Genomic DNA, 20,573 nt, shown 5'->3' with positions numbered 1-20,573 from the left:
AAACAGGTGCGAAAGACGTGAAAATCCTCGTTGATGAAAATATGCCCTATGCCCGCGAACTGTTCAGTCGTTTGGGGGAGGTCAAAGCGGTTCCCGGTCGTCCGATTCCCGTTGCTGAACTGGATGATGCGGATGCTTTAATGGTGCGCTCGGTGACGAAAGTAAATGAATCACTGCTTGGAGGAAAACCGGTTAAATTTGTCGGTACGGCAACCGCTGGTACAGACCATGTGGATGACGCCTGGCTTGCGCAGGCTGGGATCGGTTTTTCCGCCGCGCCCGGTTGTAACGCGATAGCGGTCGTAGAATATGTTTTTTCAGCGTTGCTGATGCTGGCGGAGCGTGACGGGTTTTCGTTACGCGATCGTACCGTAGGCATTGTGGGTGTGGGCAACGTGGGTGGGCGTTTGCAGGCGCGTCTGGAAGCGCTGGGGATCCGCACGCTGCTGTGCGATCCACCGCGAGCCGATCGCGGTGACGAGGGCGATTTCCGCTCGCTGGACGAACTGGTAGAGCAAGCCGATGTGCTGACTTTCCATACGCCACTGTTTAAAGACGGACCCTACAAAACGCTGCACATGGCGGATGATGCGCTGATTAGCCGACTGAAGCCGGGCACTATTATGATCAACGCCTGCCGTGGGCCGGTCATCGACAATACAGCATTGCTGAACCGGTTGAATGCCGGTCAGTCGCTGAGCGTTGTGCTGGATGTCTGGGAAGGAGAGCCGGATCTCAATGTGGCGTTGCTGGAGAAAGCCGATATCGGCACGGCGCACATTGCCGGGTATACCCTTGAAGGAAAAGCGCGTGGCACCACGCAGGTCTTTGAGGCCTATAGTAAGTTTATTGGTCACGAGCAGCACGTTGCGCTCAGTACCCTGTTACCCGCGCCGGAATTTGGTCGTATCACCCTGCATGGCCCGTTAGATCAGCCAACGCTGAAAAGGCTGGCGCATTTAGTGTATGATGTGCGCCGCGATGATGCGCCGCTGCGTAAAGTCGCTGGAATTCCGGGTGAGTTTGATAAACTGCGTAAAAATTACCTTGAGCGTCGTGAATGGTCGTCTTTATATGTGATGTGTGACGACGCAACGGCTGCTGCCTTATTGTGTAAGCTGGGTTTTAACGCTGTTCATCATCCGGCACATTAATGTCTTCTTAATGCTCCCTGTCGAATAATGCGACAGGGACGCTTACGTATTTCTTGGAGTAAATCACCATGTCTGAAGGCTGGAATATTGCCATTCTGGGCGCAACGGGCGCCGTAGGCGAAGCCCTGCTCGATACGCTGGCTGAACGCCAGTTCCCGGTCGGTGAAATTTATGCGCTGGCGCGTAATGAAAGCGCCGGTGAGCATCTGCGTTTTAACGGTAAATCGGTCATAGTGCAGGACGTTGCAGAATTTGACTGGACGCAGGCACAGTTGGCATTTTTTGTTGCGGGCACTGAAGCCACCGCCGCATGGGTAGAAGAAGCAACAAATGCGGGTTGCCTGGTGATTGACAGCAGCGGTCTGTTCGCGCTTGAGCCAGACGTTCCGCTGGTGGTTCCGGACGTTAACCCGTTCGTGCTGGCGGATTACCGTAACCGCAATGTGATTGCGGTACCAAACAGCCTGACAAGCCAGTTGCTGTCTGCGCTGAAACCATTGATTGATGACGGCGGGCTGTCACGGATTACGGTGACCAATATTATTTCGGCTTCCGCTCACGGCAAAAAAGCCGTAGACGCACTGGCCGGACAAAGCGCGAAATTGCTTAACGGCATCCCGATTGACGAAGATGATTTCTTTGGTCGTCAGCTGGCGTTCAATATGCTGCCGCTGCTGCCCGATCGCGAAGGCAGCGTGCGTGAAGAGCGTCGTATTGTTGATGAAGTGCGCAAAATTATGCAGGATGACGGTCTGCTTATCTCAGCCAGCATCGTGCAGTCCCCGGTGTTTTATGGCCATGCGCAGATGGTGAATTTTGAAGCCCTGCGCCCGTTGGCGGCGGAAGAAGCACGTGATGCGTTTTCACGCGGCGAAGATGTGGTGTTGTCGGAAGAGACCGACTTCCCGACTCAGGTTGGCGACGCGTCAGGTACTCCGCACCTTTCTATTGGCTGCGTGCATAACGATTACGGTATGCCGGAGCAAGTTCAGTTCTGGTCTGTGGCAGACAACGTACGCTTTGGCGGCGCGTTAATGGCGGTGAAAATTGCGGAAAAACTGGTGCAGGAGTACCTGTACTAATGTCTGACCAGCAACAGCCGTCAACCCATAAAATTGCGCTGGGCATTGAGTATGACGGCAGCAAATATTATGGCTGGCAGCGCCAGAACGAAGTGCGTAGCGTTCAGGAAAAACTGGAAAAAGCGCTTTCTCAGGTGGCGAACGAACGCATTAATGTTTTTTGTGCAGGTCGCACGGATGCGGGCGTTCATGGCACTGGGCAGGTCGTGCATTTTGAAACCACTGCTCAGCGTAAAGATGCGGCTTGGACACTGGGGGTAAATGCGAATTTACCTGGTGACATCGCCGTGCGCTGGGTGAAAGCTGTACCTGATGATTTTCATGCCAGATTTAGCGCTACGGCTCGCCGTTATCGCTACATCATCTACAATCATCGGTTGCGCCCTGCGGTTTTGGGTAAAGGGGTAACCCATTATTATGAACCGCTGGACGCTGAGCGTATGCATCGTGCAGCCCAGTGTCTGATTGGCGAAAATGATTTTACCTCGTTCCGTGCGGTACAGTGCCAGTCGCGCACACCGTGGCGTAACGTGATGCACATTAACGTTGAACGTTTCGGTGCATATGTGGTGGTGGATATTAAAGCGAATGCCTTTGTACATCATATGGTCAGGAATATTGTCGGCAGCCTGATGGAAGTTGGCGCCAACAACCAGCCGGAGAGCTGGATAGCAGAACTGTTAGCGGCAAAGGACAGAACGCTGGCAGCGGCAACGGCGAAAGCGGAAGGACTGTATCTGGTTGCAGTAGATTACCCGGACCGGTTCGACCTGCCAAAACCGCCTATGGGCCCGCTATTTCTGGCGGACTAATTTGAGTCGTATAAAGGCAAAACTATGGACCTGATTTACTTTCTTATCGATTTTATCCTGCACATTGATGTGCACCTGGCGGAGCTGGTTGCGGAATACGGTATCTGGGTATACGCCATTCTGTTTCTGATCCTGTTCTGTGAAACCGGGCTGGTGGTGACACCATTCCTGCCAGGAGACTCGCTGCTGTTTGTTGCTGGTGCGCTTTCTGCGCTGCCGACCAATGATCTCAATGTTCATCTGATGGTGGCACTGATGATTGTGGCGGCGATTGTGGGCGATGCAGTGAACTACACGATTGGCCGATTGTTCGGGGAAAAACTTTTCAGTAACCCGAACTCCAAAATTTTCCGCCGCAGCTACCTGGATAAAACCCATGCGTTCTACGAGCGTCATGGCGGTAAGACGATTATCCTGGCGCGTTTCGTGCCTATCGTGCGCACATTTGCGCCGTTTGTTGCCGGTATGGGACATATGTCCTACCGTCACTTTGCGATGTATAACGTCGTAGGTGCATTGCTGTGGGTATTGTTGTTCACCTACGCAGGCTACCTGTTCGGCGATCTGCCGATTGTCCAGGAAAACCTGAAATTACTGATTGTGGCGATTATCGTCCTTTCCGTATTGCCGGGGGTGATTGAAGTAATTCGCCATAAGCGTGCTGCGTCACGGGCTGCAAAATAGAAAGTAACTCAGCGGTTCGACCACTTTTTTATCCAAAGTTTCGGGCTGTTATGTTTTAATGTGCAACATTCATGGTCTGTTAGGGGCAAAAATGGCATTATGCGCCCCTTATAACAAAGCTGACTAGGGTTCAGGCAGAAAGGTCACCAATGAGCTGGATTGAACGAATTAAAAGCAACATTACTCCCACCCGCAAGGCAAGCATTCCTGAAGGGGTGTGGACCAAGTGTGATAGCTGCGGTCAGGTTTTATACCGTGCTGAGCTGGAACGTAATCTTGAGGTCTGTCCGAAGTGTGACCATCATATGCGCATGTCGGCGCGCAATCGCCTGCATAGCCTGTTAGATGAAGGTTCTCTTGTGGAACTGGGTAGCGAGCTTGAGCCGAAAGACGTGCTGAAGTTTCGTGACTCCAAAAAATACAAAGACAGACTGGCTTCTGCGCAGAAAGAAACCGGCGAGAAAGATGCGCTGGTGGTGATGAAAGGCACGCTGCATGGTATGCCGGTCGTTGCTGCGGCATTCGAGTTCGCGTTTATGGGCGGCTCCATGGGCTCTGTGGTCGGTGCGCGTTTTGTCCGTGCCGTTGAGCAGGCACTGGAAGACAACTGTCCGCTGATCTGCTTCTCCGCTTCTGGCGGGGCGCGTATGCAGGAAGCGCTGATGTCTCTGATGCAGATGGCAAAAACCTCTGCTGCGCTGGCGAAAATGCAGGAACGCGGTTTACCGTATATTTCTGTACTGACCGACCCAACAATGGGTGGTGTTTCCGCAAGCTTCGCGATGCTGGGCGATCTCAACATTGCAGAACCGAAAGCACTGATCGGCTTCGCGGGTCCGCGTGTTATCGAGCAAACCGTACGTGAGAAACTGCCGCCGGGATTCCAGCGCAGCGAGTTCCTGATTGAAAAAGGCGCTATCGATATGATCGTCCGCCGTCCAGAAATGCGCCTGAAACTGGCAAGCATCCTGGCGAAGCTGATGAATCTTCCTGCGCCGAATCCGGATGAGCCGCGTGAAGGCGAGGTGGTATCTCCGGTACCCGATCAGGAATCAGAAGCCTGATAACTTACTCTATGGATTTCGAGTTGCAGGAAGACGGCAAGAGAGTGAACCCCGATGAGCTTGCACGGGCAAGTGATTCGGGTGAGCGAGAGCAGCCAACACACCTGCAGCTTGAAAGACGACGAGTAAAAAAGGGCAGGGCCAACTGGCGCTGCCTTTTGCTTTAATCTACGTAATAAAATTACAGGCATCATGGACAATAAACGTATTCCTCAAGCCGCGTCGCCCCTGGCGTCGTGGCTTTCTTATCTGGAAAACCTGCACAGTAAAACCATCGATCTTGGCCTTGAGCGCGTAAGCCAGGTAGCGCGCAAACTGGGTGTATTGAAACCCGCGCCATTTGTGTTTACGGTGGCAGGAACCAACGGAAAAGGCACGACCTGTCGTACGCTGGAATCTGTGCTGACTGCGGCAGGATATAAAGTTGGGGTATATAGTTCGCCTCATCTGGTGCGCTACACGGAACGCGTACGCGTGCAGGGGGGGGAACTGCCGGAATCAGCCCATACCGCCTCGTTTGCTGAGATTGAAGACGCTCGTGGTGATATTTCCCTGACTTATTTTGAATACGGTACGTTATCGGCACTCTGGCTGTTTAAACAGGCCCAACTGGATGTCGTTATTCTGGAGGTGGGATTAGGCGGCCGCCTTGACGCCACCAATATCGTCGATGCCGATGTCGCTGTAGTCACCAGTATTGCGCTTGACCATACTGACTGGCTGGGCCCGGATCGCGAAAGTATTGGTCGTGAGAAGGCGGGCATTTTCCGTGCAGAGAAACCGGCTATCGTCGGCGAGCCTGAAATGCCTTACACCATCGCGGATGTCGCGCAAGAGTGCGGGGCGATTTTGCAACGCTGCGGCGTGGACTGGCGCTATGCGGTCACTGAGAACGACTGGTCGTTTACGGATGCTCATGGAACGTTGGCGCATTTGCCGTTGCCGCAGGTACCACAACCTAATGCTGCTACCGCGCTGGCCGCGCTGCGCGCAAGCGGGCTGAACGTTAGCGAGCAGGCGATTCGTGACGGCATCGAACGCGCGATTTTACCGGGGCGCTTCCAGATTGTGAGCGAGTCGCCGCGAGTGATTTTCGATGTTGCCCATAACCCGCATGCGGCAGAGTATCTGACCGGACGTCTGAAAAAGTTAGTGAAAAGCGGGCGTGTACTTGCGGTTATCGGTATGCTACATGATAAAGATATTGCCGGTACGTTAGCCTGGTTAAAAAGCGTGGTTGACGTCTGGTACTGTGCGCCCCTGGAAGGGCCGCGTGGCGCAACGGCAGAACAACTGCTGGAGCACCTGGGCAAAGGCAACGCTTATGACAGCGTGGCGCAGGCATGGTCTGCAGCACTTGCTGAGGCGAAGCCAGAAGATACCGTGTTGGTGTGTGGATCCTTTCACACTGTCGCACATGTCATGGAAGTAATAGACGTGGGGAGAAGCGGTGGCGAGTAAGTTTCAGAATCGATTAGTCGGCACAATTGTGCTAGTCGCGCTCGGGGTAATTGTGCTTCCCGGGCTGCTTGACGGGCAGAAAAAGCATTATCAGGATGAATTTGCAGCGATCCCACTGGTGCCTAAACCCGGTGATCGCGATGAACCAGACATGATGCCTGCAGCAACGCAGGCGCTGCCGACTCAGCCGCCGGAAGGGGCGGCAGAAGAGGTGCGTGCGGGTGATGCTGCCGCGCCATCGTTGGATCCATCACGTTTGACGACGACAAACAGCGCGGAATTAGATCCTGTCCCTGCGCCTGTGGAACCACCGAAACCTAAACCGAAACCGCAGCCTGTTGCCGTCGCTCCGACGCCGGCACCGACTCCTGCGCCGAAACCGGCCGCTGAAGAAGCGCCAGCCCCAACCGGCAAAGCGTACGTTGTACAGCTCGGTGCACTGAAAAATGCGGATAAGGTCAATGAGATCGTGGGTAAACTTCGTGGCGCGGGCTTCCGGGTATATACTTCCCCGTCAACGCCGGTGCAGGGTAAAATAACCCGCATTCTCGTCGGGCCGGACGCCTCCAAAGATAAGCTAAAGAACTCGCTGGGCGAGCTGCAGAAGATCTCTGGTCTGAGTGGCGTCGTGATGGGGTACACCCCTAATTAAGGGATTGCGCTGTTTACGGCGCAGCTCTTATTCAGGCCGGATACGGTGTTTTCACCGCTATCCGGCAGTGCCCGAAGAGGCATAAAACGGTATGGCGTTGAAGATTTTTTCAGCGCCATTTTTATTTACGCGTGGAAAGGAAATCCCTACGCAAACGTTTTCTTTTTCTGTTAGAATGCGCCCCGAACAGGACGACAGGGCGTAAAATCGTGGGACACATATGGTCTGGATTGATTACGCCATTATCGCGGTGATTGGTTTTTCCTGTCTGGTTAGCCTGATCCGTGGCTTTGTTCGTGAAGCATTATCGTTGGTGACTTGGGGTTGTGCTTTCTTTGTCGCCAGCCATTACTACACTTACCTGTCTGTCTGGTTTACGGGCTTTGAAGACGAACTGGTTCGAAATGGGATTGCTATCGCGATACTGTTCATCGCGACACTTATCGTCGGCGCTATCGTTAACTTTGTGATAGGCCAACTGGTAGAGAAAACAGGACTGTCGGGTACCGACAGGGTGTTGGGGATCTGCTTCGGTGCTTTGCGTGGAGCGTTGATCGTTTCCGCCATACTGTTCTTTCTCGATACCTTTACCGGTCTGTCGAAAAGTGAAGACTGGGGTAAGTCGCAGCTGATTCCGCAGTTCAGTTTCATCATCAGATGGTTCTTTGACTATCTGCAAAGCTCGTCAAGTTTCTTGCCCAAAGTATAAACTTTGGGTCGTTGCTGAACGAGGAAAAGACGTATGTGCGGTATTGTCGGTATCGCCGGTGTTATGCCGGTAAACCAGTCGATTTATGACGCGTTAACGGTGCTCCAGCATCGTGGTCAGGATGCTGCGGGCATCATCACCATTGATGCCAACAACTGCTTCCGCTTGCGTAAAGCAAACGGAATGGTGAGCGATATTTTTGAAGCGCGCCATATGCAGCGTTTGCAGGGCAATATGGGCATCGGTCATGTGCGTTACCCAACGGCTGGCAGCTCCAGCGCCTCCGAAGCTCAACCTTTTTACGTCAACTCACCGTATGGCATCACTCTTGCCCATAATGGCAACCTGACCAACGCGCATGAGTTGCGTAAAAAGCTGTTTGAAGAAAAGCGCCGCCACATCAATACCACTTCAGATTCTGAAATTCTGCTGAATATTTTCGCCAGCGAGCTGGATAACTTCCGCCATTACCCGCTGGAGGCCGACAATATTTTTGCTGCCATTGCGGCAACCAACCGCCAGATTCGCGGCGCCTATGCTTGCGTGGCGATGATTATCGGTCACGGTATGGTTGCCTTCCGCGACCCTAACGGTATCCGTCCGCTGGTAATGGGCAAACGCGATATTGGCGATGGCCGTACCGAGTATATGGTGGCGTCTGAGAGCGTAGCGCTGGACACGTTGGGCTTTGAATTCCTGCGCGACGTAGCCCCTGGCGAAGCGGTGTATATCACCGAAAAAGGCCAGCTGTTTACCCGTCAGTGTGCTGATAACCCGGTGAGCAATCCGTGTCTGTTTGAATACGTTTACTTCGCTCGTCCTGACTCCTTTATCGACAAGATTTCCGTCTACAGCGCCCGTGTGAATATGGGGACTAAGCTTGGCGAAAAAATTGCCCGTGATTGGGAAGATCTGGACATCGACGTAGTAATCCCAATCCCGGAAACCTCCTGCGATATCGCGCTGGAAATTGCCCGCATTCTCGGTAAGCCGTACCGTCAGGGGTTTGTGAAAAACCGCTATGTGGGACGCACCTTTATCATGCCGGGCCAGCAGCTGCGCCGTAAATCAGTGCGCCGTAAGCTGAACGCTAACCGTGCGGAATTCCGTGATAAAAACGTGCTGCTGGTGGATGACTCCATCGTGCGCGGCACCACTTCAGAACAGATTATCGAGATGGCGCGTGAAGCCGGAGCGAAGAAGGTGTATCTGGCCTCTGCCGCCCCGGAAATTCGCTTCCCGAACGTTTATGGCATCGATATGCCTACGGCGACGGAGCTGATTGCGCATGGTCGTGAAGTGGACGAGATTCGCCAGATAATCGGCGCAGATGGTCTGATCTTCCAGGACCTGAACGATCTGATTGAAGCTGTCCGTGCTGAGAATCCGGATATTCAGCAGTTTGAATGTTCAGTGTTTAACGGTGTGTACGTCACCAAAGACGTCGACCAGCAATATCTCGATTTCCTCGACTCCCTGCGTAATGATGATGCTAAAGCGGTATTGCGTCAGAACGAAGCGGAAAACCTTGAAATGCACAACGAAGGTTAATGTTTGCTCGCAAGCAAGGGCGCAACCTGCACCCTTGCTTGCAACTCACCGTAATTTCCTGCAAAGTCGGCCCTGAGCAAGTAAGGGCTATTACACATGAAACGACTCATCATTGGTATTTCTGGCGCAAGCGGGGCAATTTACGGCGTGCGCCTGCTGCAGGTTTTGCGTGACGTTACCGATGTGGAAACCCATCTGGTGATGAGTGCCGCTGCCCGGCAGACGCTGGCACTGGAAACGGACCTCTCTGTGCGCGACGTGCAGGCGCTGGCAAATGTGAATCATGATACGCGCGATATCGCCGCCAGTATCTCCTCCGGCTCTTTTCAGACCGCCGGCATGGTTATCCTGCCGTGTTCAATCAAAACCCTTTCCGGCATTGCCCACAGTTACACCGATGGGTTGCTTACCCGTGCGGCAGATGTGGTGTTGAAAGAACGTCGTCCGCTGGTGCTGTGTGTACGCGAAACGCCGCTGCATCTGGGGCATCTGCGCCTCATGACCCAGGCGGCAGAAATTGGCGCAGTGATTATGCCACCAGTCCCGGCGTTCTATCATCGTCCACAAACGCTCGATGATGTGATTAATCAAACGGTTAATCGCGTGCTTGACCAGTTTGATATTACCCTTCCGCAGGACCTGTTCACCCGCTGGCAAGGGGCGTAAGCCGTTCCATCAGCGTGCAAAGAAATATCCGTTGCCCTGTTTCAGGGCAATTTTGTAACCGCGATCATATCCTCAACATTTAATTCGTTAAAACTCAACGAAACGCTGCGGTTCGACCGTCAGACCTGCTATCTTCAAAATCAGGACATTATTGCAACGTTTTATTAACATATTTAACGTCGAATATCCTCATCGACGCGAAAATGGCATAAGACCTGCATGAAAAAGTCTGCAAACACACAACACAACGTAAAACATAATAAAATTACGCCACTTGAGGGTTATGTATGAAGAAGACGGTTCTTGCTTTGTCTTTGCTGGTAGGACTCTCCGCCACCGCGGCCAGCTACGCAGCACTTCCGCAGACGGTTCGTATTGGTACAGATACAACGTACGCACCTTTTTCCTCTAAAGATGCCAAAGGCGACTTTGTCGGCTTTGATATCGATCTGGGAAATGAGATGTGTAAGCGCATGCAGATCAAATGTACCTGGGTTGCCAGCGACTTTGATGCGCTGATCCCGTCGCTGAAAGCGAAAAAAATTGATGCCATTATCTCCTCGCTTTCTATCACCGAGAAGCGTCAGCAAGAGATTGCATTCTCAGACAAACTTTACGCAGCAGACTCACGGCTGATCGCCGCGAAAGGTTCCCCAATTAAACCGACTCTGGACTCCCTCAAGGGTAAACACGTTGGCGTGCTGCAAGGCTCTACTCAGGAAGCGTATGCCAATGACAACTGGCGTAGCAAAGGCGTGGATGTGGTGGCCTATGCGAACCAGGATCTTATCTATTCTGACCTGACGGCGGGTCGTCTCGACGCAGCACTGCAGGATGAAGTCGCGGCCAGCGAAGGCTTCCTGAAGCAACCTGCCGGTAAGGACTACGACTTTGCAGGTCCTTCGGTGAAAGATAAAAAATACTTTGGCGACGGAACCGGGATTGGCTTGCGCAAAGATGATGCAGAGCTGAAAGCCGCTTTCGACAAAGCGCTGGGTGAACTGCGTAAAGACGGCACCTACGACAAAATGGCGAGCAAATATTTTAATTTTAATGTCTACGGCGATTAATACAGCGGCGTGGGGAATTGACTGCACCATTGCGGGTAACTATTACGGTGCATAATACATTCAGTGCACTGTTTTGGTGCTTTTATCGCTGACTTAATAAGCATGAGTGCATACTTAAGCGCTTTTCATGCAAATAAATACCGCCGGCAGGGTAGAATACTTTGCCTTGTCGGCCTGATTAATGGCACGATAACTGCACCTGGTCCTGTAAAGATCCCCTATAAAAGACAGTCTGTTGAGGATAGTTATGAAAAAACTGGTGTTGTCTCTTTCTCTGGTTCTGGCTTTCTCCAGTGCTACCGCAGCATTTGCAGCCATTCCGCAAAAAATTCGTATCGGTACCGATCCTACTTATGCGCCGTTCGAATCTAAAAATGCACAGGGTGAATTAGTCGGTTTTGATATCGATCTGGCTAAAGAGCTGTGCAAACGTATTAATACGCAATGTACTTTCGTGGAAAACCCGCTGGACGCGCTGATCCCTTCGTTAAAAGCGAAGAAAATCGATGCCATCATGTCCTCGCTTTCCATTACTGAAAAACGTCAGCAGGAAATCGCTTTTACTGACAAGCTTTATGCAGCCGACTCGCGTCTGGTTGTCGCTAAAGATTCAGCTATTCAGCCGACCATTGAGTCTCTGAAAGGTAAACGTGTTGGTGTGCTGCAGGGCACCACCCAGGAAACGTTCGGCAACGAACACTGGGCGCCAAAAGGTATTGAGATTGTCTCTTATCAGGGGCAGGACAATATCTATTCTGACCTGACTGCCGGGCGTATTGACGCCGCGTTCCAGGATGAAGTCGCGGCCAGCGAAGGCTTCCTGAAACAGCCAGTCGGTAAAGATTACAAATTCGGCGGTCCGTCTGTGAAAGACGAGAAGTTGTTCGGCGTGGGTACCGGGATGGGGCTGCGCAAAGACGATAACGAGCTGCGCGAAGCGCTGAACAAAGCCTTCGCCGAAATGCGAGCTGATGGGACTTACGAGAAGCTGGCGAAAAAGTACTTCGATTTTGATGTTTACGGCGGTTAATTACCGCAGGTGCTGATAAAGCCCGTAGATTTTTGATCGACTTATTGCCTGATGGCGGCTGCGCCTTATCAGGCCTACGACGAAAGCTTGTAGGCCTGATAAGCGAAGCGCCATCAGGCATAAAGTGACGAGACAAAATATCAAAAGAGGCTTACTACTCCACCACACACGACAGGACAGGCAGCATGTTGTATGGCTTTTCAGGTGTTATTTTACAGGGCGCAATTGTTACGCTGGAGCTGGCACTCAGCTCGGTGGTACTGGCGGTTCTGATAGGTCTTGTCGGCGCAGCAGCAAAGCTGTCGCAAAGCCGGGCAATGGGGCTTATTTTCGAAGGGTACACAACGCTAATTCGCGGTGTGCCCGATCTGGTCTTAATGCTGCTCATCTTCTACGGATTACAAATCGCGCTGAATACCATTACCGATGCCATCGGTATCGGCCAGATTGATATCGATCCGATGGTTGCGGGCATTATCACCCTTGGATTTATCTACGGCGCCTACTTTACCGAAACTTTTCGCGGTGCGTTTATGGCTGTACCAAAAGGCCATATTGAAGCCGCGACGGCGTTTGGCTTTACCAGCTCACAAATATTTCGTCGCATTATGTTCCCGGCGATGATGCGTTATGCCTTACCGGGAATCGGTAATAACTGGCAGGTTATTCTTAAGGCCACGGCACTGGTGTCGCTGCTCGGCCTGGAAGACGTGGTGAAAGCGACCCAGCTTGCCGGGAAGAGTACCTGGGAGCCGTTCTATTTTGCCGTGGTGTGCGGGGTCATCTATCTGGTGTTTACCACTGTTTCTAATGGTGTGCTGCTGTACCTTGAGCGCCGCTATTCCGTGGGTGTGAAGAGGGCTGACCTGTGATCGAGATTATTCAGGAATACTGGAAGTCCCTGCTGTGGACCGACGGATATCGCTACACTGGCGTCGCTATCACCCTGTGGCTTTTGATTTCGTCAGTAGTGATGGGCGGAATACTTGCGCTCTTTTTGGCTATTGGCCGCGTTTCCAGTAATAAATTTATCCAGTTCCCTATCTGGCTGTTCACCTATATTTTTCGTGGCACGCCGCTGTACGTTCAGCTACTGGTGTTTTATTCCGGAATGTATACGCTGGAGATAGTCAAAGGCACGGACTTCCTCAACGCGTTTTTCCGCAGCGGGTTGAATTGCACCGTGCTGGCACTGACGCTGAATACCTGCGCCTATACCACTGAGATTTTCGCCGGGGCTATCCGTTCCGTGCCTCACGGTGAGATTGAGGCTGCTCGCGCATACGGTTTCTCGTCATTCAAACTGTATCGATGCATTATTTTACCTTCCGCGCTGCGTATTGCGCTGCCGGCTTACAGCAATGAAGTCATTTTAATGCTGCACTCCACGGCGCTGGCGTTTACCGCAACGGTACCTGACCTGTTGAAAATCGCCCGCGATATCAACTCGGCAACGTATCAGCCGTTTACCGCCTTCGGTATTGCCGCTGTACTGTATTTGATTATTTCGTATTTCCTGATCAGTCTGTTCCGTAAAGCGGAAAAACGCTGGTTGCAGCATGTATCCTCTAAATGATTCGAGTAACACGATGTCTGAAAATAAATTAAACGTTATCGATTTACATAAGCACTACGGCGAACATGAAGTGCTGAAAGGGGTGTCGCTGCAGGCCAACGCGGGTGATGTTATCAGTATTATTGGCTCGTCAGGTTCCGGTAAAAGTACCTTCCTGCGCTGCATTAACTTTCTTGAGAAACCAAGCGCCGGGTCGATTATAGTCAGTGGTCAGAACATTGGTCTGGTGCGCGACAAAGACGGTCAGCTCAAGGTTGCGGACAAAAATCAGCTGCGCCTGCTGCGCACGCGTCTGACGATGGTCTTTCAGCACTTTAATCTGTGGAGCCACATGACGGTGCTGGAAAACGTCATGGAAGCGCCGATCCAGGTGTTGGGGCTGAGCAAACAGGAAGCCCGCGACCGTGCGGTGAAGTATCTGGCTAAAGTGGGCATTGATGAGCGCGCGCAGGGCAAATATCCGGTGCATCTGTCCGGTGGTCAGCAGCAGCGTGTTTCCATTGCCCGTGCGCTGGCGATGGAGCCGGAAGTGTTGCTGTTTGATGAACCCACATCGGCACTAGATCCTGAACTGGTGGGTGAAGTGCTGCGCATTATGCAACAGCTGGCCGAAGAGGGGAAAACCATGGTGGTGGTGACTCACGAAATGGGGTTTGCCCGTCATGTTTCCACGCACGTGATTTTCCTGCATCAGGGGAAAATTGAGGAAGAGGGCGACCCGGAGCAGGTATTCGGTAATCCGCAAAGTCCACGTTTGCAGCAGTTCCTCAAAGGTTCGTTGAAGTAAATCACCTGCCCGGAGGCGTTACGTTTTCCGGGCTTACAATTTTAGCGCGTCGCGCTCCAGCCGAAACACCCAGTCGTCGTAGGCGATGCCATCAATCTCATACGCCTTTTCCAGTACCTGCGTACGCACAAACCCCGTTTTTTCCAGAATACGAACAGAACCCTTATTCTCCGCGAGTGCGTAAGCGTTTATCGCAGTGACGTCCGTGCGCTCGAAAGCGTACTGGCACACTGCCGTCACGGCTTCGCTGGCAATCCCTTTCCCCTGAGCTTCTGGCAAAATGGCGTAGCCGAGGTCGGCCTCGTGTGGGTATAAATGGCTGATTTGCAGACCAATATCACCGAGAGGTGTTGATTTGTTATGCTCGCGGATGACAAAAGTATGCTGTGCAGCCAGACGTCTGGCGAATAACAGCCGCGTATCTTTCGCCGGGGCAATATCACCCATATAGCGCATGACTTCCGGGGATTCACGTAATCTCTGGAAAAATGACCAGTCAGAAAATTTAAATAAGGAGAGGGTAAGTCGGGGAGTCGAAATTATCGCCATAACGTCGCCATTGCGGAAATCTGGCCTATAACCTTACCACCACAACAGCGACCGTGAATAGAGCTACGGGATTATCGGATCACATCCGCCAGCGCTTCTTCTAAATCGTACCAGCGAAATGCAAAACCGGACGCTTCCAGGCGTTTGGGTAATGCTCGCTGCCCGCCGAGGACCAGTACTGAAGATTCCCCCATCAGCAGCCGCATAGCGGTGGCGGGAATGCGCAGAATGGCAGGGCGGTTTAGAGCGTGTCCTAGCGCGTGGGCAAACTGCTCATTGTGCACCGGGTATGGCGAAACCATATTGAAGGGACCGCGTAGCTCATTATTCAGCAGCCAGATAATTCCGTTGACCATATCATCAACATGGATCCAGGCCATATATTGTCGTCCGTTACCGATTGGGCCGCCTAAGCCAAGACGAAATGGCGGGACCATTTTCGCCAGAATACCGCCAGCAGAGGCTAGTACCACGCCGGTACGCAGCATACACACGCGAGTTTTGTCGCTTTGCGCAGTGCTGGCAATTTGCTCCCAGCGGGCACATAGCTTATGGGTAAATTCGTTATGCGGTGGCTCTTCTTCCGTAACCACAACTTCGCCCAAATCGCCGTAGTAACCGATAGCGGAACCGGAGATTAACACTAAGGGCGGCGTCTCGCTGGCATTGATTAAATCGACCAGTTTCTGCGTAATGCCCCAACGGCTCTGACACAGGCGTTCCTTTTGTTGTGTGCTCCAGCGCTTATCTGCAATAGGTTCTCCGGCAAGGTTAATCACGGCATCAATGTCATTGAGATGCTGCCGCTCTTCCAGTCCTTCCCATAACGTGACCCGAGAGTCGAGAATCTGACGAGCCTTATCAGGGGTACGTGTCACTACAATTATCTGATGCCCCAGTTCCAGCAGGCAGGGGATCAGATGACGTCCAATCAGGCCAGTACCGCCAGTAATCAGAATCTGCATGTCGCCTCCCGGGTTACGTTTTAGCGCTGCCAGCTCAGCGTCATAGAAACTGAGTCGGCGTAACGCAATGCGTGAAGTTTATCTATCTCCACTTCAGCATAAGTGACCCAGTGATGTTCGCGTGCGATATCGAGCACATCTTGAGTTAATTTTTCTAATAATGAGAAGCGGTTACCCTCCACGTGGGCAATGATGCTTTTGGTGATTGTGCGATAATTCAGCGCGTCGTTGATATCTTCGCTGGTACGGGCTTTGTCTGCCGGATAGTGAATGGCAATGTTGATGACGATATCCTGGCGGTTAAGGATCTCCTCTTCTTTGATGCCGATAAAAGTGCGCAGACGAAGGTTTTTTATACGAATAATAGCGTCAGGTTGTGACATTGCAGGTTTCCTCCATGTATGAACCTTTGCATGATACACGAGAACCGAATTGCGTCATCGCTTCTCGCTTTGTGCGTGCTGCATGGCGCGTTCAGTCGCGGGACGCGTACAGATGCGTTCGTGCCAGTTATTGACCGCCGGATAGTTGTCGAGGTCGATGCGCTGACGTTGATGGGCGTGGATCCACGGCCAGCTGGCAATGTCGGCAATGCTGTAGTGATCGCCTCCCAGCCAGGGTGACGATTCCAGACGTTTATTCATCACGTTGTACAGGCGCTGGGTTTCAACCTGGTATCTTTCAATGGCGTAAGGGATCGTTTGCGGAGCGTAATGACTGAAATGATGATTCTGCCCCAGCATAGGACCCAGACCGCTGACCTGCCAGAACAGCCACTGCAGCGTGGTGTGGCGTTCGCGTAATTCACCGCTGAGCAGCTTACCGCTCTTTTCCGCCAGATAGAGTAAAATTTCTCCGGACTCAAACAAGCTGATGGGCCTTCCGCCGTCCACCGGGGCATGATCGATAATGGCCGGGATTTTATTGTTCGGCGAGATCTGCAGAAAATCGGGGTGAAACTGGCTACCTTTGCTGATATCGACATGAATCAGACGGTATTGCAGCTGCGCCTCTTCAAGAAACAACGTGATTTTGTGACCGTTTGGCGATGGCGTGTAATAGAGATCGATCATTTTCAGCATCCGTTTTGTCATGAACCGGGTCATAACAAGTATAGAGCCTGTTGGCGTGCTTGAGTTTTCATCAAGTGACAGCGAGAGAAAGACTCTATATTTTGAAGGCAAGCTAATACACTTCAGAGGACATTATGAGCAAACCTGCAATTACGCTGTGGTCAGATGCCAATTTTTTCTCCCCTTACGTGCTGTCTGTTTATGTCGCTCTGCAAGAGAAAGGGCTGCCTTTTACGCTGAAAACTGTTGATCTCAACAGTGGCGAACATTTGCAACCTTCATGGCAAGGTTACGCCTTGACGCGCCGCGTGCCGGTTCTTGAGATCGATGGTTTTGAACTGAGCGAATCATCAGCGATTACGGAATTCCTCGAAGAGAGCTTCGCGCCGCCACAGTGGGAGCGTATCTATCCGCACGATGTGCAAAAACGCGCGCGGGCGCGCCAGGTTCAGGCGTGGATCCGCAGCGATTTAATGCCTATCCGTGAAGAACGCTCAACGGATGTCGTTTTTGCTGGCGTCAAGAAAGGACCGTTAAGCGAAGCGGGAAAAGCCAGTGCGGAAAAATTGTTCGCTACTGCCGGAAGTTTACTGAGCCACGGTAAGCAGAACTTATTTGGCGAATGGTGTATCGCTGACTGTGATTTAGCGCTAATGCTTAATCGCCTGGTCCTGAATGGCGATGAGGTTCCGGAAGCGCTTGCGGAATACGCCACCTTCCAGTGGCAGCGCGCTTCAGTACAGCGTTTTATCGCGCTTTCAGCGAAGCGTTCCTGCTGAAAAACGGGCCGTAATCCAGTATCATTACAAGGTACTTTTCAGCGAGGAGTGAGTGATGAAACTGATGTTCGCATCGGACATTCATGGTTCGTTGCCAGCCACGGAACGCGTACTCGAACGGTTTGCTGCAAGCGGCGCGCAATGGCTGGTGATATTGGGTGATGTTTTAAACCACGGGCCGCGTAATGCGCTTCCAGAAGGCTATGCACCTGCGCAGGTTGCAGAACGGCTGAATGAACAGGCATCGCGAATTATTGCGGTGCGTGGTAATTGCGACAGCGAAGTGGATCAGATGCTCCTGCATTTTCCGATGACTGCGCCGTGGCAGCAAATTCTGACAGAAAACCAGCGACTCTTTTTGACGCACGGACACCTTTTTGGCCTGCAAAATATGCCGGCGCTCAATGCGGGCGATGTTCTGGTTTATGGGCATACTCATCTGCCGGTTGCTGAGCGGCGCGAGGATATCTATCATTTCAATCCCGGCTCGGTAAGCATCCCTAAAGGGGGCTTTGCGGCAAGTTACGGGATTCTGGATGATAATGTTCTCAGCGTAATGGCACTCAATGATCAAAGTGTTATTGCACAGGTCGAGATTAATCCGTAATTTACCCCACAAACATAAACGCGCCGTAAGAGCGCCAGAAAAAAGAAGGTTTCCTGATGGTGGAACAGCGTCGTTTGGCAAGTACTGAATGGGTGGATATTGTGAATGAAGACAACGAAGTCATTGCACAGTCCAGCCGGGAACAAATGCGAGCGCAACGCTTACGCCATCGTGCAACGTATATCGTTGTGCATGATGGTATGGGCAAAATTCTGGTTCAACGTCGCACTGAGACAAAAGATTTTTTGCCCGGTATGCTGGATGCCACCGCAGGCGGTGTTGTTCAGGCTGACGAGCAGATGCTGGAATCAGCGCGCCGTGAAGCAGAAGAGGAACTGGGGATTGCGGGCGTGCCGTTTGCCGAGCATGGTCAGTTTTACTTTGAAGACCAGAACTGTCGCGTATGGGGCGGGTTGTTTAGCTGCGTTTCCCACGGACCGTTTGCGCTGCAGGAAGAAGAAATTAGCGAAGTTTGCTGGCTGACGCCGGAAGAAATTACCGCGCGCTGCGACGAATTTACTCCGGACTCCCTGAAAGCCCTGGCGCTGTGGATGACCCGCAACGCCAAGAATGAAGGTGCGAAAGCCGAAAAGCAGGAAGAAGCTGAGTAACCTCTGTTCATCCGGCCTACTGCGTCGAGAAATCGAGTAGGCCGGACGCGCGCTTTTTAATGGTAACCCATTATCTGCGCACCAATCACCACCACGCTGGACATAATAAACAGCAGCCCCAACAGCGTAGCACCTACCTTCAGCCAGTTACGAAAATCCACCCGACAAACACCTAACGTAGCCATCAGAGATGCCGATGTCGGATAGATAATATGGCTGAATCCGTCGCCAAACTGGAAGGCCAGCACGGTAACCTGACGGTTGACGCCAACCAGATCGCCCAGCGGCGCTAACAGCGGCATGGTCAATGCTGCCTGACCGGAGCCGGAGGTGACGAAGAAATTAAACACCGCCTGGAACAACAGCATAAACCACGCCGCTATGGCGTTATCCAGCCCGCTAATGCCGTTGGCAATACTGTGCAGCAGAGTGTTTAACACGCTGGCTTCACTCGCCTCTCCATTACCGACCAGCAGTAAAATGCCCTTGGCAAAACCAACCAGCAGGGCAGGGGCAATCATCATTCGTGCTCCCTCAGTGAATGAGGAGGCCATGATGTTGACCTTCATGCCGTTGAGCCGAAACACGACGCCGATAATGCCAATCACCAGGCCCATCGTGAAGAACTGACTGGCGATCTCAGGAATAAACCATGCGTGGACAATAACGCCCCAAATGACCCACACGATCACGCCCGTCAACACCATCAGTACCAGCCAGTCACCGAGCGTGAAGCGTCGTTCCACGACCTCGTCCTGCTGCTCGCGAAAGAAGCGGTCGGATTCATGTACCCGGGACAAAAGCGGATTCTTTTTGATGCGTGCCGCATAGGCCAGCGTGAAGGTTAGTCCTATTAGCGTAGCGACCACCCAGACCACGATGCGCAGACCGGAACCAGAGAGCACTGGCACCCCCGCAATACCTTGCGCGACCACCACGCAAAATGGGTTCATCCATGAGCTGGCGAAACCAATCTGAGTCGCGATATAGGTAACCAGAACGGTGGTGATACTGTCGTAACCTAGCCGGACCATCAGCGGCGCGATGATAATGGCAAAGGCAACCGCCTCTTCCCCCATGCCAAACACCGCGCCGCCTAAGGAGAAGAGAATAAACAGCACTGGGATAAAGAGGACCTCGTTGCCCCGCGTATGGCGGATGAGCGCCAGGATGCCGTTATCAATGGTGCCGGTACGCATAACGATGCCAAATGCGCCGCCAATGACCAGCATAAACATAATGATGCCGACCGCAGTGCCGAATTTCGAGCCGGAGGTTAAGCCTTCGAACGGAAAATTCATCAGGCCTGGGCGCTCATCTCCGGTGGTAAAGAACTTAACCGGGTGATACTGCTCTTCACCGGCTTCATTGGTCAGAATGCGGAAAGAGTGGGGATCAACGACTTTACGGGTTTTGGTTTGTCCATCAACCTGATATTGCACTTCCTGGCTGTCGAACATCCCGACGGGAACAACCCATGTCGCCAGACTGGTTAAAATGGCGACGAAAAAAATAATCACCAGCGTGTCGGGCATCGCCCATTTTTTGGCTGGCTGTGATTCTGTTACTGCTGACATGAAAGACTATCCCTGTTGCAATGCAAAAGAGGGTAAGTATGCGAACAGAAGAATAGTTATTCATTGATGCAGCGCATTCAGGCAAATATTTCAGATTATGCCAAAGGGGAAACA

At 52.3% G+C, this 20,573-nt stretch carries 23 protein-coding genes; 18 read left to right on the top strand and 5 right to left on the bottom strand.

The features are described 5' to 3' along the window. Positions 1-17 precede the first annotated feature (17 nt). The 15 genes from pdxB (at position 18) to hisP (ending at position 14,298) form a co-directional block, all read left to right on the top strand. The gene (pdxB, locus tag G4551_RS16455) at positions 18-1,154 is read left to right on the top strand and encodes a 4-phosphoerythronate dehydrogenase PdxB (RefSeq protein WP_003839311.1); all 1,137 of its coding nucleotides are present in this window, start codon (positions 18-20) and stop codon (positions 1,152-1,154) included. Positions 1,155-1,222: 68 nt separating this feature from the next. Then, positions 1,223-2,236, top strand: coding sequence for an aspartate-semialdehyde dehydrogenase (locus tag G4551_RS16450; protein WP_003839313.1), 1,014 nt, complete (start codon positions 1,223-1,225; stop codon positions 2,234-2,236). After that, positions 2,236-3,048, top strand: coding sequence for a tRNA pseudouridine(38-40) synthase TruA (gene truA, locus G4551_RS16445; protein ID WP_003028142.1), 813 nt, complete (start codon positions 2,236-2,238; stop codon positions 3,046-3,048). Before G4551_RS16450 ends, truA begins: the two co-directional genes overlap by 1 nt. 24 nt (positions 3,049-3,072) lie before the next feature. Beyond that, on the top strand, positions 3,073-3,732 hold the full coding sequence (locus G4551_RS16440) for a DedA family protein (RefSeq protein ID WP_003028140.1): 660 nt from the start codon (positions 3,073-3,075) through the stop codon (positions 3,730-3,732). A 149-nt stretch (positions 3,733-3,881) separates the two neighbouring features. After that, the gene (gene accD / locus G4551_RS16435; protein WP_003839317.1) at positions 3,882-4,796 is read left to right on the top strand and encodes an acetyl-CoA carboxylase, carboxyltransferase subunit beta; all 915 of its coding nucleotides are present in this window, start codon (positions 3,882-3,884) and stop codon (positions 4,794-4,796) included. Between the two features lie 192 nt (positions 4,797-4,988). Next, positions 4,989-6,257 carry a bifunctional tetrahydrofolate synthase/dihydrofolate synthase gene (gene folC, locus G4551_RS16430; RefSeq protein WP_003839318.1) on the top strand — a complete coding sequence of 423 codons (1,269 nt, stop codon included), beginning with the start codon at positions 4,989-4,991 and terminating at the stop codon, positions 6,255-6,257. Then, positions 6,247-6,909: a cell division protein DedD gene (gene dedD, locus G4551_RS16425; RefSeq protein ID WP_003839320.1), complete on the top strand. Its 663-nt coding sequence runs from the start codon at positions 6,247-6,249 to the stop codon at positions 6,907-6,909. The genes folC and dedD overlap by 11 nt, the downstream gene beginning before the upstream one ends. 220 nt (positions 6,910-7,129) lie before the next feature. Next, positions 7,130-7,618, top strand: a complete 489-nt coding sequence (gene cvpA / locus G4551_RS16420) for a colicin V production protein (RefSeq protein ID WP_003839322.1) — start codon at positions 7,130-7,132, stop codon at positions 7,616-7,618. A 33-nt stretch (positions 7,619-7,651) separates the two neighbouring features. After that, a complete protein-coding gene (purF, locus tag G4551_RS16415; RefSeq protein ID WP_003839323.1) occupies positions 7,652-9,169 on the top strand; it encodes an amidophosphoribosyltransferase in 1,518 nt (505 codons plus the stop codon). A gap of 96 nt (positions 9,170-9,265) precedes the next feature. Further along, positions 9,266-9,835 carry a UbiX family flavin prenyltransferase gene (locus G4551_RS16410; RefSeq protein ID WP_003839326.1) on the top strand — a complete coding sequence of 190 codons (570 nt, stop codon included), beginning with the start codon at positions 9,266-9,268 and terminating at the stop codon, positions 9,833-9,835. A 287-nt stretch (positions 9,836-10,122) separates the two neighbouring features. Continuing rightward, the gene (gene argT, locus G4551_RS16405; RefSeq protein WP_003839327.1) at positions 10,123-10,905 is read left to right on the top strand and encodes a lysine/arginine/ornithine ABC transporter substrate-binding protein ArgT; all 783 of its coding nucleotides are present in this window, start codon (positions 10,123-10,125) and stop codon (positions 10,903-10,905) included. A gap of 247 nt (positions 10,906-11,152) precedes the next feature. Further along, a complete protein-coding gene (hisJ, locus tag G4551_RS16400) occupies positions 11,153-11,935 on the top strand; it encodes a histidine ABC transporter substrate-binding protein HisJ (RefSeq protein WP_003028120.1) in 783 nt (260 codons plus the stop codon). Between the two features lie 185 nt (positions 11,936-12,120). Continuing rightward, the gene (locus G4551_RS16395; protein ID WP_003028118.1) at positions 12,121-12,807 is read left to right on the top strand and encodes a histidine ABC transporter permease HisQ; all 687 of its coding nucleotides are present in this window, start codon (positions 12,121-12,123) and stop codon (positions 12,805-12,807) included. Continuing rightward, complete coding sequence (gene hisM / locus G4551_RS16390) at positions 12,804-13,511, top strand: histidine ABC transporter permease HisM (RefSeq protein ID WP_003839329.1); 708 nt, start codon at positions 12,804-12,806, stop codon at positions 13,509-13,511. The genes G4551_RS16395 and hisM overlap by 4 nt, the downstream gene beginning before the upstream one ends. Before the next feature lie 13 nt (positions 13,512-13,524). Further along, positions 13,525-14,298 (top strand): histidine ABC transporter ATP-binding protein HisP, encoded by a 774-nt coding sequence (hisP, locus tag G4551_RS16385; protein ID WP_003839331.1) that lies wholly within the window; start codon positions 13,525-13,527, stop codon positions 14,296-14,298. A gap of 33 nt (positions 14,299-14,331) precedes the next feature. On the opposite strand, the gene G4551_RS16380 is transcribed toward hisP, so the two are convergent. The 4 genes from G4551_RS16380 to yfcG form a co-directional block, all read right to left on the bottom strand. Beyond that, positions 14,332-14,847, bottom strand: coding sequence for a GNAT family N-acetyltransferase (locus tag G4551_RS16380; protein WP_071524309.1), 516 nt, complete (start codon positions 14,845-14,847; stop codon positions 14,332-14,334). Positions 14,848-14,918: 71 nt separating this feature from the next. After that, complete coding sequence (locus G4551_RS16375) at positions 14,919-15,812, bottom strand: TIGR01777 family oxidoreductase (RefSeq protein ID WP_003839335.1); 894 nt, start codon at positions 15,810-15,812, stop codon at positions 14,919-14,921. A 20-nt stretch (positions 15,813-15,832) separates the two neighbouring features. After that, positions 15,833-16,195 carry a dihydroneopterin triphosphate 2'-epimerase gene (folX, locus tag G4551_RS16370; RefSeq protein WP_003028107.1) on the bottom strand — a complete coding sequence of 121 codons (363 nt, stop codon included), beginning with the start codon at positions 16,193-16,195 and terminating at the stop codon, positions 15,833-15,835. Between the two features lie 54 nt (positions 16,196-16,249). Beyond that, positions 16,250-16,885 carry a GSH-dependent disulfide bond oxidoreductase gene (gene yfcG / locus G4551_RS16365; RefSeq protein ID WP_003839337.1) on the bottom strand — a complete coding sequence of 212 codons (636 nt, stop codon included), beginning with the start codon at positions 16,883-16,885 and terminating at the stop codon, positions 16,250-16,252. A gap of 134 nt (positions 16,886-17,019) precedes the next feature. Between yfcG and yfcF the strand changes: the two genes are divergently transcribed. Genes yfcF through yfcD form a run of 3 tightly spaced genes read left to right on the top strand, consistent with a single transcriptional unit; the run spans position 17,020 to position 18,882 of the window. Beyond that, positions 17,020-17,664, top strand: coding sequence for a glutathione transferase (yfcF, locus tag G4551_RS16360; RefSeq protein ID WP_003839339.1), 645 nt, complete (start codon positions 17,020-17,022; stop codon positions 17,662-17,664). 55 nt (positions 17,665-17,719) lie between these two features. Further along, complete coding sequence (yfcE, locus tag G4551_RS16355) at positions 17,720-18,271, top strand: phosphodiesterase (protein ID WP_003839341.1); 552 nt, start codon at positions 17,720-17,722, stop codon at positions 18,269-18,271. A 56-nt stretch (positions 18,272-18,327) separates the two neighbouring features. Continuing rightward, positions 18,328-18,882 (top strand): NUDIX hydrolase YfcD, encoded by a 555-nt coding sequence (gene yfcD, locus G4551_RS16350; protein ID WP_003839343.1) that lies wholly within the window; start codon positions 18,328-18,330, stop codon positions 18,880-18,882. Between the two features lie 56 nt (positions 18,883-18,938). On the opposite strand, the gene yfcC is transcribed toward yfcD, so the two are convergent. Continuing rightward, entirely contained in the window at positions 18,939-20,459 is a 1,521-nt protein-coding gene (gene yfcC, locus G4551_RS16345) for a putative basic amino acid antiporter YfcC (RefSeq protein WP_003839344.1), read from the bottom strand. Between the last annotated feature and the right edge of the window lie 114 nt (positions 20,460-20,573).

Origin of the sequence: Citrobacter freundii ATCC 8090 = MTCC 1658 = NBRC 12681, from assembly GCF_011064845.1 — a bacterium.
In the GTDB taxonomy this organism is placed as follows: domain Bacteria; phylum Pseudomonadota; class Gammaproteobacteria; order Enterobacterales; family Enterobacteriaceae; genus Citrobacter; species Citrobacter freundii.
The sequence above is the reverse complement of the archived record's forward strand: the minus strand, read 5'-3'. Positions and strand labels throughout refer to the sequence as shown.

What these genes read in the sequence shown, in the direction of transcription:
- G4551_RS16450 (WP_003839313.1), top strand. Translation starts at nt 1,223, where the DNA reads ATGTCTGAAGGCTGGAATATTGCCATTCTGGGCGCAACGGGCGCCGTA.
- truA (WP_003028142.1), top strand. Translation starts at nt 2,236, where the DNA reads ATGTCTGACCAGCAACAGCCGTCAACCCATAAAATTGCGCTGGGCATT.
- G4551_RS16440 (WP_003028140.1), top strand. Translation starts at nt 3,073, where the DNA reads ATGGACCTGATTTACTTTCTTATCGATTTTATCCTGCACATTGATGTG.
- accD (WP_003839317.1), top strand. Translation starts at nt 3,882, where the DNA reads ATGAGCTGGATTGAACGAATTAAAAGCAACATTACTCCCACCCGCAAG.
- folC (WP_003839318.1), top strand. Translation starts at nt 4,989, where the DNA reads ATGGACAATAAACGTATTCCTCAAGCCGCGTCGCCCCTGGCGTCGTGG.
- cvpA (WP_003839322.1), top strand. Translation starts at nt 7,130, where the DNA reads ATGGTCTGGATTGATTACGCCATTATCGCGGTGATTGGTTTTTCCTGT.
- purF (WP_003839323.1), top strand. Translation starts at nt 7,652, where the DNA reads ATGTGCGGTATTGTCGGTATCGCCGGTGTTATGCCGGTAAACCAGTCG.
- G4551_RS16410 (WP_003839326.1), top strand. Translation starts at nt 9,266, where the DNA reads ATGAAACGACTCATCATTGGTATTTCTGGCGCAAGCGGGGCAATTTAC.
- argT (WP_003839327.1), top strand. Translation starts at nt 10,123, where the DNA reads ATGAAGAAGACGGTTCTTGCTTTGTCTTTGCTGGTAGGACTCTCCGCC.
- hisJ (WP_003028120.1), top strand. Translation starts at nt 11,153, where the DNA reads ATGAAAAAACTGGTGTTGTCTCTTTCTCTGGTTCTGGCTTTCTCCAGT.
- G4551_RS16395 (WP_003028118.1), top strand. Translation starts at nt 12,121, where the DNA reads ATGTTGTATGGCTTTTCAGGTGTTATTTTACAGGGCGCAATTGTTACG.
- hisP (WP_003839331.1), top strand. Translation starts at nt 13,525, where the DNA reads ATGTCTGAAAATAAATTAAACGTTATCGATTTACATAAGCACTACGGC.
- G4551_RS16380 (WP_071524309.1), bottom strand. Translation starts at nt 14,847, where the DNA reads ATGGCGATAATTTCGACTCCCCGACTTACCCTCTCCTTATTTAAATTT.
- G4551_RS16375 (WP_003839335.1), bottom strand. Translation starts at nt 15,812, where the DNA reads ATGCAGATTCTGATTACTGGCGGTACTGGCCTGATTGGACGTCATCTG.
- folX (WP_003028107.1), bottom strand. Translation starts at nt 16,195, where the DNA reads ATGTCACAACCTGACGCTATTATTCGTATAAAAAACCTTCGTCTGCGC.
- yfcG (WP_003839337.1), bottom strand. Translation starts at nt 16,885, where the DNA reads ATGATCGATCTCTATTACACGCCATCGCCAAACGGTCACAAAATCACG.
- yfcF (WP_003839339.1), top strand. Translation starts at nt 17,020, where the DNA reads ATGAGCAAACCTGCAATTACGCTGTGGTCAGATGCCAATTTTTTCTCC.
- yfcE (WP_003839341.1), top strand. Translation starts at nt 17,720, where the DNA reads ATGAAACTGATGTTCGCATCGGACATTCATGGTTCGTTGCCAGCCACG.
- yfcD (WP_003839343.1), top strand. Translation starts at nt 18,328, where the DNA reads ATGGTGGAACAGCGTCGTTTGGCAAGTACTGAATGGGTGGATATTGTG.
- yfcC (WP_003839344.1), bottom strand. Translation starts at nt 20,459, where the DNA reads ATGTCAGCAGTAACAGAATCACAGCCAGCCAAAAAATGGGCGATGCCC.